The 14,226-nt window shown below is 37.8% G+C and carries 14 protein-coding genes, 1 pseudogene and 1 other annotated feature (1 of these 16 cut by a window edge); of the genes and pseudogenes, 12 read left to right on the top strand and 3 right to left on the bottom strand.

Annotated features, from left to right (window positions below; translation table 11 throughout):
• Window positions 1–75: a binding site (T-box leader), on the top strand; it begins 141 nt to the left of the window's first position.
• A 57-nt stretch (window positions 76–132) separates the two neighbouring features.
• The 3 genes from leuS (at window position 133) to MOC86_RS20710 (ending at window position 3,796) form a co-directional block, all read left to right on the top strand.
• A complete protein-coding gene (gene leuS / locus MOC86_RS20720; protein WP_268585893.1) occupies window positions 133–2,547 on the top strand; it encodes a leucine--tRNA ligase in 2,415 nt (804 codons plus the stop codon).
• A gap of 74 nt (window positions 2,548–2,621) precedes the next feature.
• Window positions 2,622–2,924 carry a rhodanese-like domain-containing protein gene (locus MOC86_RS20715; protein WP_185183394.1) on the top strand — a complete coding sequence of 101 codons (303 nt, stop codon included), beginning with the start codon at window positions 2,622–2,624 and terminating at the stop codon, window positions 2,922–2,924.
• Window positions 2,925–3,016: 92 nt separating this feature from the next.
• On the top strand, window positions 3,017–3,796 hold the full coding sequence (locus MOC86_RS20710) for a carbon-nitrogen family hydrolase (protein WP_268585892.1): 780 nt from the start codon (window positions 3,017–3,019) through the stop codon (window positions 3,794–3,796).
• Window positions 3,797–3,822: 26 nt separating this feature from the next.
• Here MOC86_RS20710 and MOC86_RS20705 read toward each other — a convergent pair whose 3' ends face one another.
• Window positions 3,823–4,140 carry an antibiotic biosynthesis monooxygenase family protein gene (locus MOC86_RS20705; RefSeq protein ID WP_268585891.1) on the bottom strand — a complete coding sequence of 106 codons (318 nt, stop codon included), beginning with the start codon at window positions 4,138–4,140 and terminating at the stop codon, window positions 3,823–3,825.
• A gap of 159 nt (window positions 4,141–4,299) precedes the next feature.
• Here MOC86_RS20705 and MOC86_RS20700 point away from each other — a divergent pair, with 159 nt between their 5' ends.
• Window positions 4,300–4,479: a sporulation protein Cse60 gene (locus MOC86_RS20700; protein ID WP_268585890.1), complete on the top strand. Its 180-nt coding sequence runs from the start codon at window positions 4,300–4,302 to the stop codon at window positions 4,477–4,479.
• Between the two features lie 24 nt (window positions 4,480–4,503).
• Here MOC86_RS20700 and MOC86_RS20695 read toward each other — a convergent pair whose 3' ends face one another.
• Window positions 4,504–5,778 carry an NAD(P)/FAD-dependent oxidoreductase gene (locus MOC86_RS20695; protein ID WP_268585889.1) on the bottom strand — a complete coding sequence of 425 codons (1,275 nt, stop codon included), beginning with the start codon at window positions 5,776–5,778 and terminating at the stop codon, window positions 4,504–4,506.
• 94 nt (window positions 5,779–5,872) lie between these two features.
• Here MOC86_RS20695 and MOC86_RS20690 point away from each other — a divergent pair, with 94 nt between their 5' ends.
• Complete coding sequence (locus tag MOC86_RS20690; RefSeq protein WP_268585888.1) at window positions 5,873–7,510, top strand: putative polysaccharide biosynthesis protein; 1,638 nt, start codon at window positions 5,873–5,875, stop codon at window positions 7,508–7,510.
• Window positions 7,511–7,552: 42 nt separating this feature from the next.
• Here the strand turns inward: MOC86_RS20690 and MOC86_RS20685 are convergent, their stop codons facing one another.
• Entirely contained in the window at window positions 7,553–7,789 is a 237-nt protein-coding gene (locus tag MOC86_RS20685; protein WP_268585887.1) for a hypothetical protein, read from the bottom strand.
• 83 nt (window positions 7,790–7,872) lie between these two features.
• Between MOC86_RS20685 and MOC86_RS20680 the strand changes: the two genes are divergently transcribed.
• From MOC86_RS20680 to MOC86_RS27415, 7 genes and pseudogenes are all read left to right on the top strand, one after another.
• A complete protein-coding gene (locus MOC86_RS20680) occupies window positions 7,873–8,583 on the top strand; it encodes a pseudouridine synthase (protein ID WP_268585885.1) in 711 nt (236 codons plus the stop codon).
• Window positions 8,584–8,902: 319 nt separating this feature from the next.
• Entirely contained in the window at window positions 8,903–9,670 is a 768-nt protein-coding gene (locus MOC86_RS20675) for an ABC transporter ATP-binding protein (RefSeq protein WP_268585884.1), read from the top strand.
• Window positions 9,671–9,681: 11 nt separating this feature from the next.
• Entirely contained in the window at window positions 9,682–10,662 is a 981-nt protein-coding gene (locus MOC86_RS20670) for an aliphatic sulfonate ABC transporter substrate-binding protein (protein ID WP_268585882.1), read from the top strand.
• Window positions 10,652–11,483 (top strand): annotated as a pseudogene (locus tag MOC86_RS20665) (ABC transporter permease). Before MOC86_RS20670 ends, MOC86_RS20665 begins: the two are co-directional and overlap by 11 nt.
• Before the next feature lie 27 nt (window positions 11,484–11,510).
• Complete coding sequence (gene ssuD, locus MOC86_RS20660; RefSeq protein ID WP_268585879.1) at window positions 11,511–12,656, top strand: FMNH2-dependent alkanesulfonate monooxygenase; 1,146 nt, start codon at window positions 11,511–11,513, stop codon at window positions 12,654–12,656.
• Window positions 12,657–12,723: 67 nt separating this feature from the next.
• The gene (locus MOC86_RS20655; protein ID WP_268585877.1) at window positions 12,724–13,623 is read left to right on the top strand and encodes a LysR family transcriptional regulator; all 900 of its coding nucleotides are present in this window, start codon (window positions 12,724–12,726) and stop codon (window positions 13,621–13,623) included.
• Window positions 13,624–13,765: 142 nt separating this feature from the next.
• Window positions 13,766–14,224 (top strand): MsnO8 family LLM class oxidoreductase, encoded by a 459-nt coding sequence (locus tag MOC86_RS27415; protein ID WP_326847753.1) that lies wholly within the window; start codon window positions 13,766–13,768, stop codon window positions 14,222–14,224.
• Window positions 14,225–14,226: the final 2 nt, after the last annotated feature.

Genomic DNA, 14,226 nt, shown 5'->3' with positions numbered 1-14,226 from the left:
CGTTACGGACGTAAAGCTGAGCGTTTTAAGCGCTAATTTGGGTGGTACCGCGGGAAAGCATCTCTCGTCCCTTTGTGGGAGGGGAGTTTTTTTATTTTTACTGGAATATATTGGCTTTAAGGAGGAAACACAATGGCTTATAATCATCAGGAAATTGAAAAGAAGTGGCAAAATTATTGGTTAGACAATAAAACATTTAAAACAGGGGAAGACAAAGACAAGCCAAAGTTTTATGCGCTTGATATGTTCCCATATCCATCAGGAGCAGGTCTTCATGTTGGACACCCTGAAGGATATACGGCAACAGATATCCTTTCTCGTCTAAAACGCATGCAAGGTTATAACGTTCTTCATCCAATGGGATGGGATGCTTTTGGGTTGCCTGCAGAGCAATATGCGCTTGATACAGGAAATGATCCAGCGATTTTTACAAAGCAAAACATTGATAACTTCCGTCGTCAAATTCAATCATTAGGGTTCTCTTACGATTGGGATCGTGAAATTAACACAACAGATTCTCATTATTATAAGTGGACACAGTGGATTTTCTTAAAGCTTTATGAAAAAGGGCTTGCTTATGTTGATGAAATCCCTGTAAACTGGTGCCCTGAACTTGGTACAGTACTTGCAAATGAAGAAGTAATCGATGGAAAAAGTGAGCGCGGTGGACACCCTGTTGAGCGTCGTCCAATGAAACAGTGGATTTTGAAAATCACAGAATATGCTGATCGTTTGTTAGACGACCTTGAAGAGCTTGACTGGCCTGAGAGTATTAAAGATATGCAACGCAACTGGATCGGACGTTCTGAAGGAGCTCATGTTCAATTTGAAATTGAAGGAACAGATGAAAGCTTCACAGCATTTACAACGCGTCCTGATACACTTTTCGGTGCAACATATGCAGTGCTAGCACCAGAGCACAGTCTTGTTGAGAAAATTACAACAGCAGAACAAAAGGAAGAAGTTACGTCTTATATTGATAAAGTAAAAACAAAAAGTGATCTTGAGCGCACAGATTTGGCTAAAGAAAAAACGGGTGCTTTCACAGGAGCTTATGCAATCAATCCTGTAAGCGGCGAGAAAATGCCAATTTGGATTGCAGACTATGTTCTAGCAACATATGGAACAGGGGCAATTATGGCCGTTCCTGCTCACGATGAGCGTGACTATGAGTTTGCGCAAGCATTTGATCTACCAATTAAAGAAGTTGTTTCAGGTGGAGACGTTACGAAAGAAGCGTACACAGGAAACGGAGCCCATGTGAACTCTGACTTCCTTAACGGTTTAGATAAAGAAGAAGCAATTGAGAAAATGATCTCATGGCTAGAAGAGAACAAAAAAGGTGAAAAGAAAGTAACATATCGTCTTCGTGACTGGTTATTCAGTCGTCAACGTTATTGGGGAGAGCCAATTCCAATCATTCATTGGGAAGATGGTACAACAACAGCTGTTGACGAAAGTGAGCTACCGCTTATGCTTCCGAAAACAGATGAAATTAAACCATCTGGTACAGGTGAGTCACCACTTGCAAACGTTGAAGAGTGGGTAAACGTTGTAGATGAAAAAACGGGCAAAAAAGGCCGTCGTGAAACAAATACAATGCCACAATGGGCAGGAAGCTGCTGGTACTTCCTACGCTATATTGACCCACATAACAGTGAGAAATTAGCGGACGAAGAAAAATTAAAACAATGGCTTCCAGTTGATATTTATATTGGAGGAGCAGAGCATGCTGTACTTCACCTTCTCTATGCTCGTTTCTGGCACAAATTCCTTTATGATATCGGTGTAGTTCCAACAAAAGAGCCATTCCAAAAGCTATTTAACCAAGGAATGATTCTTGGTGAAAATAATGAGAAGATGAGTAAATCAAAAGGGAATGTTGTTAACCCAGATGAGATTGTTGGCTCACATGGTGCTGACACACTTCGCTTGTATGAAATGTTCATGGGTCCATTAGAAGCTTCTGTTGCATGGTCTACAAATGGATTAGATGGAGCTCGTCGCTTTATCGATCGTATTTGGCGTCTTATGGTAACTGATGAAGGTGCAGTTGTGGAGAAAATTAAAGATCAAGACAATGAAGCACTTGAACGCATTTACCATGAAACAGTGAAAAAAGTAACAGAAGATCTAGAAGGACTTCGTTTCAATACGGCAATTTCTCAGCTTATGGTATTCATTAACGAGTGCTATAAAACAGACGTTTTACCAAAAGAGTATATGCAAGGATTCCTAAAACTAATTGCTCCAATTACTCCGCATATTGCAGAAGAATTATGGAGTAAGCTTGGCGGAAGTGGAACAATTTCATATGAAGCATGGCCTGCTTATGATGAGAGCAAACTTGTTGATGATGAAATTGAAATCGTTGTTCAAATTAACGGTAAAGTTCGTGCTAAACTAAAAGTACCTGCTGAAACAACGCGTGAAGGTCTTCAAGATCTTGCAATGGAAGACAGCAAAGTACAAGAGCAAATTGAAGGAAAAACAGTTCGTAAAGTGATTGCAGTACCTGGAAAGCTTGTAAATATCGTAGCTAACTAAGAAATGGAGAGGGTTCTTTTTGTGAGAGCCCTTTCTAACAAAACAAAGCTAGGAAAGGTTGAGGGTGTATTACTATGGTAAAAGAAATTACGACAGAAGAGCTTCAGAAAAAGTTAGAGAACGGTGAATCTCTTCACCTTATTGATGTACGTGAAAATGAGGAAGTTGCAGAAGGAATGATTCCTGGGGCAGTTCATATCCCAATGGGCGAGATTCCTCAAAAAATGGATCAACTTGATACAGACAAAGAGTATATCTTCATTTGTCGTTCAGGGCGTCGCAGTGAAAATGTATGTTTCTTTTTAGAAGACCATGGCTATCAAGCCCGTAATATGGTTGGAGGCATGTTAGAGTGGAATGGTGAAGTGAAACGATAAAATACCGTTTTTCTTTGTTAAAGTGCGCTTTTAGTAGAAAGCGCACTTTTTTTAAAAAATGAAAAATTCAAAATGTTCAGGAGGTTATCCCTTTGAAAATAGCTCTTATTCAAGCAGATGTGAAGATTGGAGATCCAGATCAAAACTTTAGGAACATAGAGAAGTTGATGACGAAAGCGATTGAGAAGCAGCCTGATATGATTGTGCTTCCAGAAATGTGGAACAGTGGATATGCATTAGAAAAAGCTGACGAAGTAGCAGATCCAAACGGAGAGCGAACAAAAGAATTTCTCTCTTCTTTTGCTAAAAAATATAATGTGATGATCATCGGAGGAAGTACACTTACACGCTCTCGGCAAAAAGATTTTAAAAATACAATGTTTGTGTTCAGTAGAGACGGCAGGGAGCTATTAAGTTATGAGAAAATACACCTTTTCCGCTTAATGGATGAACACAAATATTTACAAGCAGGAGAAAAAGTAGGTTTATTAGATTACGAGGATATGAAAATAGGATTAATGATTTGCTATGATCTTAGATTTCCACAGCTTTCTCGTAAACTTGTAAATGAAGGGGCAAGTCTGCTTGTGAATGTTGCTCAATGGCCTACGGCACGCCTTGATCATTGGAGACACCTTTTAATTGCAAGAGCAATTGAAAATCAATGCTTTATTGTTGCTGTTAACAGATGTGGAAAAAGTGGGGATACGGAGTTTCCTGGAAACTCAATGGTGATTGATCCATTAGGAAGAGTGCTTTTAGAAGGAAATGATGAGGAAGAAGTATACCATATTGAGCTATCATTAGACGAAGTAGAAGAAGTTAGAAATCATATTCCAGTCATAACAGATCAACGTTTAGATTTGTATTAAAAAAGGGAGGCTATCCCCTCCCTTTTTTAATTTATTTCTAATGTCTCAAATGAACGAAGCGTCTTTTTAATTTTTACAGCAGGTTCTTCCACTTTTTTCTTCTTGTTCATTTCCTTATGTTCCTCAACATGCTCTTCACGAGAAATCCAAGCTTTAAAGTCCTCTTGCTTTTCCCATTTTGAAACAAAAACATATTCAACCGATTCTCGATGCTCTTTACGCCAGCATTCAAATGAAACTACACCATCAGCTTCTAGAATTTCCTGTTTATTTTTCTTTGCCTTATGAGCTAAGCGATCTTCATGTTCTTTATCTATTTCAAAACTTGCATTCATAACAAACATTATTACATCCTCCTCTAAGAAATTATCTTATCCAGTAAGATAATATAATGATAATCTTTCTCAACTAATAAGTCAAATCTTTATGGTTATTTTCTTGCTAACATAATTTGCTCTTTTTTCTCGTAATTATAAAAAAGAAATAGTAGAGGAGGAAGAGAAATGAAAGTGAAAATTTTTGATAAAGAACATGAAGGGGATTTAGAAGAGGCGATAAATCGTTTTTTAAAAACACTATCAGATGAACAAATTATTGATATCAAATACAATGTAGCAACAGCGATGACAGAAAAAGATCAAGTCTACTGCTTCTCTGCTCTTGTTATGTATAAAAAAGGCTGACGTATTACGCGTCAGCCTTTTAACTTATGTTGTTTGTGAGGAATGCACTGCTGCACTATGTCCTGCAAGGCGACCTGTTACAAAGGCCGCTGTAATGTTGTATCCTCCCGTATAGCCATGAATATCTAAAATTTCCCCACAGAAGTGAAGACCATCCATTAATTTTGAGGACATTTCTTTTGGATGAATTTCTTTTGTAGAAACGCCACCACCTGTTACAAAAGCTTTTTCAATTGAAAGTGTACCATTAACAGTAAACGAGAACTGTTTAAAACCTTCAACAAGTGAACGCACTTTTTCATGAGGGACTTGTCCACAAGCTTCTTGTTCAGGAATTCCTACTCTTTCTAAAAGGAAAAGAAGGAAGCGTTCTGGGACAAGCCCTTTTAATACATTTTTAATCGCTTTTTTCGGCTCTTCTTTCATCATTTTTACGATGGACTGGAAGAGCTCTTCTTTATTTTTTTCTGAAAAGCTATCAATTGTTAATGTGATTGGTTCGTTTTTTCGTTTCTTTTGCTCTTTTACGACATATTGGCTACAGCGCAGAACTGCGGGCCCTGAAACTCCAAAATGAGTAAAAAGCATGTCCATTTTATGAGTAATGACTGCTTTGCCTTTTTTATTCAATACACTAAGAGCTACATCACGTAGGGCAAGTCCTTGAAGTGTCTTTTGTTTAATGAATGGCTCATTTGATGTAAGTGGGACTTCTGTTGGGTATAAGTCTGTAATCGTATGCCCAGCCTCTTTTGCCCATGCATATCCATCACCAGTTGAGCCTGTATGTGGAACAGATTTACCTCCAACGGCAATAACAACACTTTTACTTAACATTTCTTCTCCATTTTCAAATAGAACTCCTTTTACAGCTCCATTTTCAAATAGAACTTTCTTGACAGGTGTATTCGTTTTTGTTGTTACACCAAGTCTTCTTAAATGATTTAATAGGGCTTCAACAACTGATTGAGCTTTGTTAGAAACGGGAAACATGCGCCCGTGGTCTTCTTCCTTCAGCTTCACCCCAAGTCCCTCAAAAAATTCAATAATGTTTTCATTGTTGAATACCGAAAAGGCACTATATAAAAAGCGGCCATTTCCTGGAATGTGTTTAATAATTTCATCAACAGGAAGTCGGTTTGTGACATTACAGCGTCCGCCACCTGATATTGCTAATTTTCGACCTAACTTATTTCCTTTATCAACGAGCAACACTTTTGCTCCTTCTTCTGCTGCAGAGATAGCAGCCATCAAGCCTGATGGCCCACCACCAATGACAATGACATCATAATTTAACAATTATTTCACCAGCCTACCTAATATAATCACTTGCGTAAATGCAAAGATATCTCTATTATCAATAGTTGAGTCAGCTTTTTTTGGAGGCACCAATATGTCTAATTCAAAACTATTGCAAGGAACACTTATTTTAACACTCGGTACATACATTGCGCGAGTACTCGGGATGATTTATGTTTTTCCATTTGAAAGTCTTGTTGGAAACAAAGGGGGAGCCCTTTTTCAATATGGCTATGGACAGTATACAATTTATTTGAGTATCGCAACAGCGGGAGTTCCGCTAGCGGTTTCTAAGTTCGTTTCTAAATATAACGCACTTGGAGATTATCATACAAGTATGCGGATGTTCAAAAGTGGAATGAAGTTCACCATGATTATGGGAGTAACCGTTTTTGCAGCTCTATTTTTTCTCTCACCAGTTATTGCAGAATTAATGCTAGGGGGAAATGGCCTTGATAACTCACTTGACGATGTTGTCATGGTTATTCGGATGGTTAGCGTGGCCATCATTGTAGTTCCAACAATGAGTCTTATCCGCGGATTTTTCCAAGGAAATGGTTCAATGGGACCGACAGCCGTTTCACAAGTTATCGAGCAGATTGCACGCGTTGTTTTCTTATTAGCGTCAAGCTACATTATTATTAAGATGTTAAATGGACGCATTGCAACAGCTGTTGGATTTGCTACATTTGCAGCCTTTATTGGCGCACTTGGTGGATTAGCTGTTCTTTATTGGTATTGGAAAAAACGTAAGAAACACTTTGATAAATTGCTCGAACAAAGCGTTGAGCCTGCTAACATTTCAACGCGAGATATGTTTAAAGAGCTATTTTCTTATGCAGGTCCATTTGTGTTTGTAGGACTAGCTATTCCTTTGTTCCAATACGTTGATCAATTTATGTTTAATAGAGCAATGGTTGCAGCAGGACATAAAGACACGGCTGAAACGCTTTTTGGTATCACATTTGGATGGGTGCCGAAGCTTGTGATGATTCCTGTGTCTATTGCAACAGCGTTTGGGTTAACGCTTGTTCCAACAATTACGGATTCCTATATTAACGGAAGACGCAGAACATTAAAAAACCAAATTGATCAAACATATCAAACTATTATGTTTTTAGTATTACCAGCAGTTATCGGGATGTGCGTTCTTGCGTATCCTATTTATGCCCTTATGTATAGCACAAGTGACTTAGGAGGTCAGATGCTAGCAACGTACGCACCGCTTGCTCTGTTCTTCTCATTCTTTACAGTCAATGCAGCTATCTTACAAGGTATTAACAAGCAACGTTATGCTGTTATTAGTTTAGTACTTGGTTTGCTAGTAAAGATTGTTTTTAACTTTCCGCTTACGTATTATTTGCAAGCAACAGGTTCTATTCTTGCAACAGCACTTGGCTATTTTGTAGCTATTGCTTACACGTTCTATATGATTCAAAAACACGCAGCATATAAATTTACGCTCTTTGTAAAGCGATCCATTTTGATTATTCTATTTGTAGCTATTATGGCTCTTGCTGTATGGCTTGTACAGCTTGGCTTGTCTTCTTTTGTATCGTACAAAGACGGACGAATTGCTGCTGGACTGATCTCATTTGCCGGAGTTGGCATTGGCGGAGCTCTATATTTAGGACTTGCTTACAAATCTCGTTTACTAAACATTGTGTTTGGAGATGGATTTGTGAATAAAATCACCCGCCGTTTTAAACGTAATAAAGTAAGAGAACAATAGAAAGTAAAATGGCGCTAATCTTAGCGCCATTTTATTATCATTTTAGAAGTCTTCGTCTGTGCCAAAGACTGAGAAACCGATTTGACGTTCAACACGACGCAAGCGCCGATTTAGTTGGCGTAATTTACGATCATGATCATTAAGGCGGTTGTCGATTCTGTCAAGGCGGTTGTCAATTCTGTCAAGGCGTCGATTAATATTTGAAAGGTTAGGGAAGAAGCCTTGTGGTTGTTGACGATAATCATAATAATAAGGATACATAGAATTTCTCCTTTCCATCTAGGTTCACAATAAAGTATGAAAAAGATTGATTAGATGTATAGGTAAGAGTCTAGTTTTTTTAAAAATAGGAGGTATTTGTCATGAGAATTGACAAGCTTTTAGCGAATATTGGATATGGTAGTCGGAAAGAAGTAAAATCATTATTGAAATCAGGAGCTGTTAAAGTTGATGGAATACCTGTAAAAGATGCGAAACAACATGTAAATCCTGAAGAACAAGAGGTTACAGTTTATAACGAAGAAGTTGTATATCGAGAATTTATTTATCTTATGCTACATAAGCCACAAGGACTTATTTCAGCGACAGAAGATGTGTCCCAACCAACTGTTGTTGATTTATTAGAACCGGAAGATGCTGTTTTTGAACCTTTTCCAGTTGGTAGGCTTGATAAAGATACAGAAGGCCTTCTTTTATTAACAAACGATGGCAAGCTGTCTCACCAGCTTCTTTCACCGAAAAAGCACGTCCCAAAAACGTATTTAGCTCACATTAACTCAGAAGTGACTGAGGAAGATGTGGAAGCTTTTAAAAACGGTGTAACACTTGATGATGGATATGTTACGAAACCAGGGGTGCTAGAGATTATTGAGAGTGGAGAAACGTTTGTTATTCACTTAACAATTACAGAAGGAAAGTTTCATCAAGTTAAGAGAATGTTCGAATCCGTAGGGAAAAAAGTGATTTATCTCAAACGCCTCTCAATGGGAGAACTAAAACTAGATGAAGAACTTGAGCTTGGACAGTACCGCGAGTTAACAGATGAGGAAGTGGCATTGCTAAAAGGAGAATAAAAGAATAAAAAAGCCCTTAAAATTTAAAGGCTTTTTAGATTTAAATTTTTTTAAAAAAAGGATTGACGAAGAAAGAAAATTTATATATTATAATCCCTATAGAATTAATTGGATATAAAATTATATATTTCATATAGCTGATCGGAACACCGAAAGCACATGTTTCTTTTACAGAAGCGTGTGCTTTTTTTGTTGCTACTAAAGGAGTTGATGCTTTTGTGAATGACTGTAAACACATATTGAAAAAGGCTGATCGGAACAACCGAAAGCTCTCTATCTTATTTAGATAGGGAGTTTTTTCATAAGGAGGAGAAGAAAAGTGGCGGTTTCAATTGTTGTAAATGAAAAAGCATTTATAAGTGATGAAAAGCGCAATGTAGTAATTGATGATATTAGTTTAGAAATTAAACAAGGTGAGTTTTTAACTATTATTGGTCCAAGCGGATGTGGAAAAAGCACACTATTAAAAATTATAGCTGGTCTCGATACTGACTATATTGGGAAAGTTCATATTGAAAATAGAAGGATTGTAGAGCCTGGAATCAATCAAGGATTTATTTTTCAAGAACACAGGTTGTTTCCATGGTTAACCGTTGAACAGAACATTGCAGCAGATTTGAATTTGCGAGATCCAAAAGTTAAGCAAAAAGTAGCAGAGATTATTCAAATTGTTCGCTTAGATGGATACGAAAAAGCATATCCATCAGCACTGTCAGGAGGCATGTCTCAGCGTGTAGCTATTGCTCGCGCACTTATTCGAGAACCAGAGGTATTACTGCTTGATGAACCATTTGGAGCGCTTGATGCGTTCACGAGAAAGCATCTTCAAGATGTTTTGCTGCAAATTTGGCAGAAGAAAAAAATTACGATGATTTTAGTTACCCATGATATTGATGAGTCCATTTATTTAGGTACAAAGCTTGCGATTTTAAGAGCAAAGCCAGGTGCCCTTCAGAAAGTTATGCCTATTAAGCTTTCTTTTCCAAGAGATCGAACTGATTCATCTTTCCAGTATCTCCGTCAGGAAGTGTTAAAAGAATTTGAAAAAACAAAAGAAGTGGTCTATGAACAAGGATCAGGAATTTAGGAGGGATTTTAATGAAGAAATGGTTGTTAGTAATAGCAGCTGCACTGTTGTTATCAGCTTGCTCTGCTAAAAGTTCAGCAGAACCTGGAAAATTAAAAGAAATTAATATTGGCATTCAACAAAGCCTAACACCGCTATGGATTGCAAAAGAAAAGAAGTGGTTTGAAGAAGCGTTTGAAAAAGAAGGGATTAAGGTGAAATGGACAGAGTTCCAAAGTGGACCACCTCAATTTGAAGGGATTGCAGGTGGAAAACTGGATGTGACACTAGTAGGAAATTCACCTGTTATTGGAGGGCAGGCTGGTGGCGTCCCATTTAAAGAAATTGCGATGACATCAGATGGAGTGAAAGGTAACGCTATTTTAGTCAATAAAAACAGCAGTATTAAGTCACTCAAAGATTTAAAAGGAAAGAAGATTGCTGTTGCAAAAGGAAGCAGTGGGTTTGACTTCCTTCACAAAGCATTAAAGAAAGCTGGAATTTCTCCTAAAGAGGTAGAAATTATTCAACTTCAGCCAGATGAAGCAATGCCTGCTTTTCAGAATGGTTCTGTGGATGCGTGGTCAATCTGGGAACCATTTATTTCACTTCAAACGATTGAACATGACGCTAAAATACTAGCAGATGGAGAAACGGTTGGTACATACTCTCCTAATTTTGCAATTGCTAGAGAACAATTTATTAAAGACCATCCAAAAGAATTGGAAACGTTTATGAAAGTGTACGACAAAACTGTAAAATGGCAGAATGCTCACAACGACGAAGCTGTTGCAATTTATGCGAAGACGAAAAACTTAGATGAAAAAGTAGTGGCGAACGTCTTAAAAAATACAAAACAATTTAATGTTCCCATTTCAAAAGAAATTATTAAAGATCAGCAAAATACGGCTGATTTCCAATATGAAATAGGGGCAATTAATAAAGAGATTGATGTATCCAAAGTAGTTGATAATACTTTCGTGAAAAAAGTAAGAGAGGAGGATGAAAAGTGAAAACAGCAGCCTATGTCCAAGTGCAAAGAGAAGGGAAAACAAGAAAACTAAAGGGAAAAAGAGGTATACCGTTATGGATAAAAGGATGTGCTTTGCCAGCTGTTATCCTTGCTGTTTGGCAGTATATAGGGAGCATTGGTCTTGTTTCGGCTAATATTTTACCAACACCAATGGCTATTCTTTCTTCCTTTTATGAACTTACGTTATCTGGAGAGCTTTTTAGCAATATGAAAATTAGTATCATAAGAGCAGCGCTTGGTTTTCTACTTGGTGGTAGCCTTGGATTAATTTTTGGAATCCTAACAGGGTTTTCTAAAAAAACAGAGGCGTATATTGATCCAACTCTTCAAATGTTACGCACAGTTCCGCATTTAGCTGTAACGCCGCTTTTTATTCTATGGTTTGGATTTGATGAAATTTCCAAAGTATTATTAATTGCTCTTGGAGCGTTCTTTCCAATCTATATTAATACGTTTCTTGGAATAAGAAGTGTCGATACGAAACTGTTTGATGTTGCTAGAGTTTTAGAATTTAGTTTTAAAGATAAAATTACAAAGCTGATTCTTCCTGCTGCCCTTCCTAATATTTTACTAGGTGTGCGCTTATCACTTGGAATTGCTTGGCTTGGCCTTGTTGTAGCTGAGCTTATGGGTTCAAGCGCTGGGATTGGCTACATGATTATGGATGCGCGCTTATATTCACTAACAGATAAAGTATTCGTAGGGATTATCATCTTTGCAGTTGTCGGAAAAGCAACAGACTCACTTGTACGCTTATTTGAACGAAAGCTATTAAAATGGCGAGATAGTTTCAAAGGTTAATAAAACAAATCTAAAGGAGCGATAAAAATGGAAATTTTATGGTTTATTCCAACACATGGTGATGGTCGATATTTAGGAACACAAATTGGAGGAAGAGAAGCTGATCATACTTATTTTCGTCAAGTTGCACAAGCAGCGGACAGATTAGGATATACGGGTGTTTTGATTCCAACTGGAAAGTCATGCGAAGACCCTTGGCTAACAGCAGCTGCCCTTGCGGCTGAGACGCAACGTCTAAAGTTTTTAGTAGCTGTTAGACCAGGCCTTATGCTTCCATCTGTTGCCGCTCGGATGACATCTACTCTTGATCGTATATCAAATGGTCGCCTGCTGATCAACGTTGTAGCAGGGGGAGATCCGGTTGAGCTTGCAGGTGATGGTGTTTTCCTTTCTCATGACGAAAGATATGAAGCAACTGATGAATTTTTGAAAGTTTGGCGTAGTCTTTTAAAAGGAGATAAAGTTCATTTCGAAGGTAAGCATATTTCTTCTCAAGGGGGAGAGCTTATCTTCCCACCTGTTCAACAACCAACACCACCTGTTTACTTTGGTGGATCCTCAGAAGCAGGGCAGAATGTGGCAGCAGAACATTCTGATGTGTACCTAACATGGGGAGAACCACCAGAACAAGTAAAGGAGAAGATAAAAAGCGTTCGCGAAAAAGCGGCTAAGGAAGGTCGAACAGTAAAGTTTGGTATTCGTCTTCACGTTATTGTACGTGAAACAAATGAAGAAGCATGGGCTGCTGCTAATAAGCTTATTTCATATTTAGATGATGAGATTATTGAGCAAGCACAGCAACGGTTAAGTCGACATGATTCCACAGGTCAAAATCGAATGGCTGATCTTCATAAGAAAGGAAAAGAAGCTGACTTAGAAATTAGTCCGAACTTATGGGCTGGAATTGGTCTCGTGCGCGGGGGAGCGGGTACCGCTCTTGTTGGAGATGCCCAGACAGTTGCTGCAAGAATTAGAGAGTACCAAGAAATGGGAATTGAAAGCTTTATTTTCTCCGGGTATCCGCATTTAGAAGAATCTTATCGTTTTGCAGAGCTTGTTTTTCCGCTCTTATCTTTCGGAGTTGGTGAAGATATTGGACGTTCACGTGGAAACATTGGCGAAGCGATTGGAAATGATATTTTAGCGAAAGATATTAAAAAACAGTTAATTTAAAAATTAATGATCAAAAAAGTGCCTGAATAATTAAATTCAGGCGCTTTTTTAGAAGGAGAGAAAGAAGATGAATATTGATCACATAGAAGCTTTTATTTACGCAGTGCATCTAAACAGTATTCATAAAGCAGCAGATGCTTTATTTCTATCACAACCAACGGTAACGGCTCGAATAAAGACACTTGAGCGTGAGCTTGGGCAGGCATTATTTAAACGAAGTGGAAGAGGAATTAAACTAACAGAAAAAGGGCGAGAATTTTTTTCGTATGCTGAACAAATTGTGCAAACGTATGAAAAAGCGAAGAAGCAGCTTAGTAAAGAACTTATCCAAAAGGAAATAGTCATAGGAGCTAATCCCATCTCTTCTCAATACTTTATTCCTCATATTTTACCTTTGTGGAAGGAAGCTCTTCCTGATGTCCATTTTACATTTATAACGGCAACAAATGAGATACTTGTGGATCAACTCATTCGGAAAGAGATTCACATTGCCTTCTTAAAAGAAATGAGCCGCGATGCAATTTATCAAAGTCCTGTACTTGATAATTCCGTTCGCCTTGTTTGTCATCCAGATCATCCTTTGGCGAATAAGAAAAATATTAATGTGGACGATTTATCTGAAGATCCTCTTGTCTTCTTTGAATGTGGCGCTTTTGATTGGAATAGAATTCATAAGATGTTTGAAGCGGCAAATGTTAGTCCTCGTATTGAATTTCGAATTGGTCACTTAGAAGTAGCTAAATCACTTATTCAACATAATAAAGGGATTGGGTTTTTACCTTCCTTATGTATAAAAGAAGAACTGAAGAAAGGGACGCTGGTTACGATTGAAACAGACCATATTTTAAATATAAAACAGCAAGTATATGGAACGTACTATGGAGCAAACCCTCCTTATTTATGGGATCACCTTTGGAACGTAATCGAATCTTTTGAAGAGAAAAGCGAGCAAGCAGAAGCTATATAAATGTATTTATTTTTTCTATAAATACAATAAATCTTTCTATCATCAAAAGCATTTATTTTATGAAATGTAGATGGTAGGATAAGTGTCAATTAGAAAAAACTTACTATCCTTATGAAAAAAGTTGGATTAGGGAGATGAAAAGATGGAATACAAAATAAGTTTACTTGACCAAAGCCCTATATACGAAGGGGAAACGGCATTCCATGCTTTACAGAAAACAGTCGAGTTAGCACAAGAAGCAGAAAAATGGGGATATCATCGCTTTTGGGTTTCTGAACATCATAATGCAGAAAAGCTAGCGGGATCTTCGCCAGAAGTGCTGATGGCTTACTTATTAGCAAAAACGAATAAAATTCGGATTGGATCCGGAGGTGTTATGCTTCAGCATTACAGTCCATATAAAGTGGCTGAGAACTTCAGTGTTTTATCTGCTTTAGCTCCGAAAAGAGTTGATTTAGGGATTGGCAAAGCCCCTGGTGGCTTACCTTTATCCACAAAAGCTTTACAATTTGGCACAGTGAATGATGGGGAAGATTTTGAAAAACGATTAAGTTCACTTTATGAGCTATTAGAAAAAAACTCCCCCAAGATCATCCGCTAGCT

Origin of the sequence: Priestia endophytica (assembly GCF_026790145.1) — a bacterium.
Taxonomy (GTDB): domain Bacteria; phylum Bacillota; class Bacilli; order Bacillales; family Bacillaceae_H; genus Bacillus_I; species Bacillus_I endophytica_A.
This window is presented reverse-complemented; position numbering and strand designations above follow the sequence as displayed.

Bases quoted from the DNA above. Each gene is read 5' to 3' on its own strand.
- leuS (WP_268585893.1), top strand. From the start codon at position 133: ATGGCTTATAATCATCAGGAAATTGAAAAGAAGTGGCAAAATTATTGG.
- MOC86_RS20715 (WP_185183394.1), top strand. From the start codon at position 2,622: ATGGTAAAAGAAATTACGACAGAAGAGCTTCAGAAAAAGTTAGAGAAC.
- MOC86_RS20705 (WP_268585891.1), bottom strand. From the start codon at position 4,140: ATGTTTGTTATGAATGCAAGTTTTGAAATAGATAAAGAACATGAAGAT.
- MOC86_RS20700 (WP_268585890.1), top strand. From the start codon at position 4,300: ATGAAAGTGAAAATTTTTGATAAAGAACATGAAGGGGATTTAGAAGAG.
- MOC86_RS20690 (WP_268585888.1), top strand. From the start codon at position 5,873: ATGTCTAATTCAAAACTATTGCAAGGAACACTTATTTTAACACTCGGT.
- MOC86_RS20685 (WP_268585887.1), bottom strand. From the start codon at position 7,789: ATGGAAAGGAGAAATTCTATGTATCCTTATTATTATGATTATCGTCAA.
- MOC86_RS20680 (WP_268585885.1), top strand. From the start codon at position 7,873: ATGAGAATTGACAAGCTTTTAGCGAATATTGGATATGGTAGTCGGAAA.
- MOC86_RS20670 (WP_268585882.1), top strand. From the start codon at position 9,682: ATGAAGAAATGGTTGTTAGTAATAGCAGCTGCACTGTTGTTATCAGCT.
- ssuD (WP_268585879.1), top strand. From the start codon at position 11,511: ATGGAAATTTTATGGTTTATTCCAACACATGGTGATGGTCGATATTTA.
- MOC86_RS20655 (WP_268585877.1), top strand. From the start codon at position 12,724: ATGAATATTGATCACATAGAAGCTTTTATTTACGCAGTGCATCTAAAC.
- MOC86_RS27415 (WP_326847753.1), top strand. From the start codon at position 13,766: ATGGAATACAAAATAAGTTTACTTGACCAAAGCCCTATATACGAAGGG.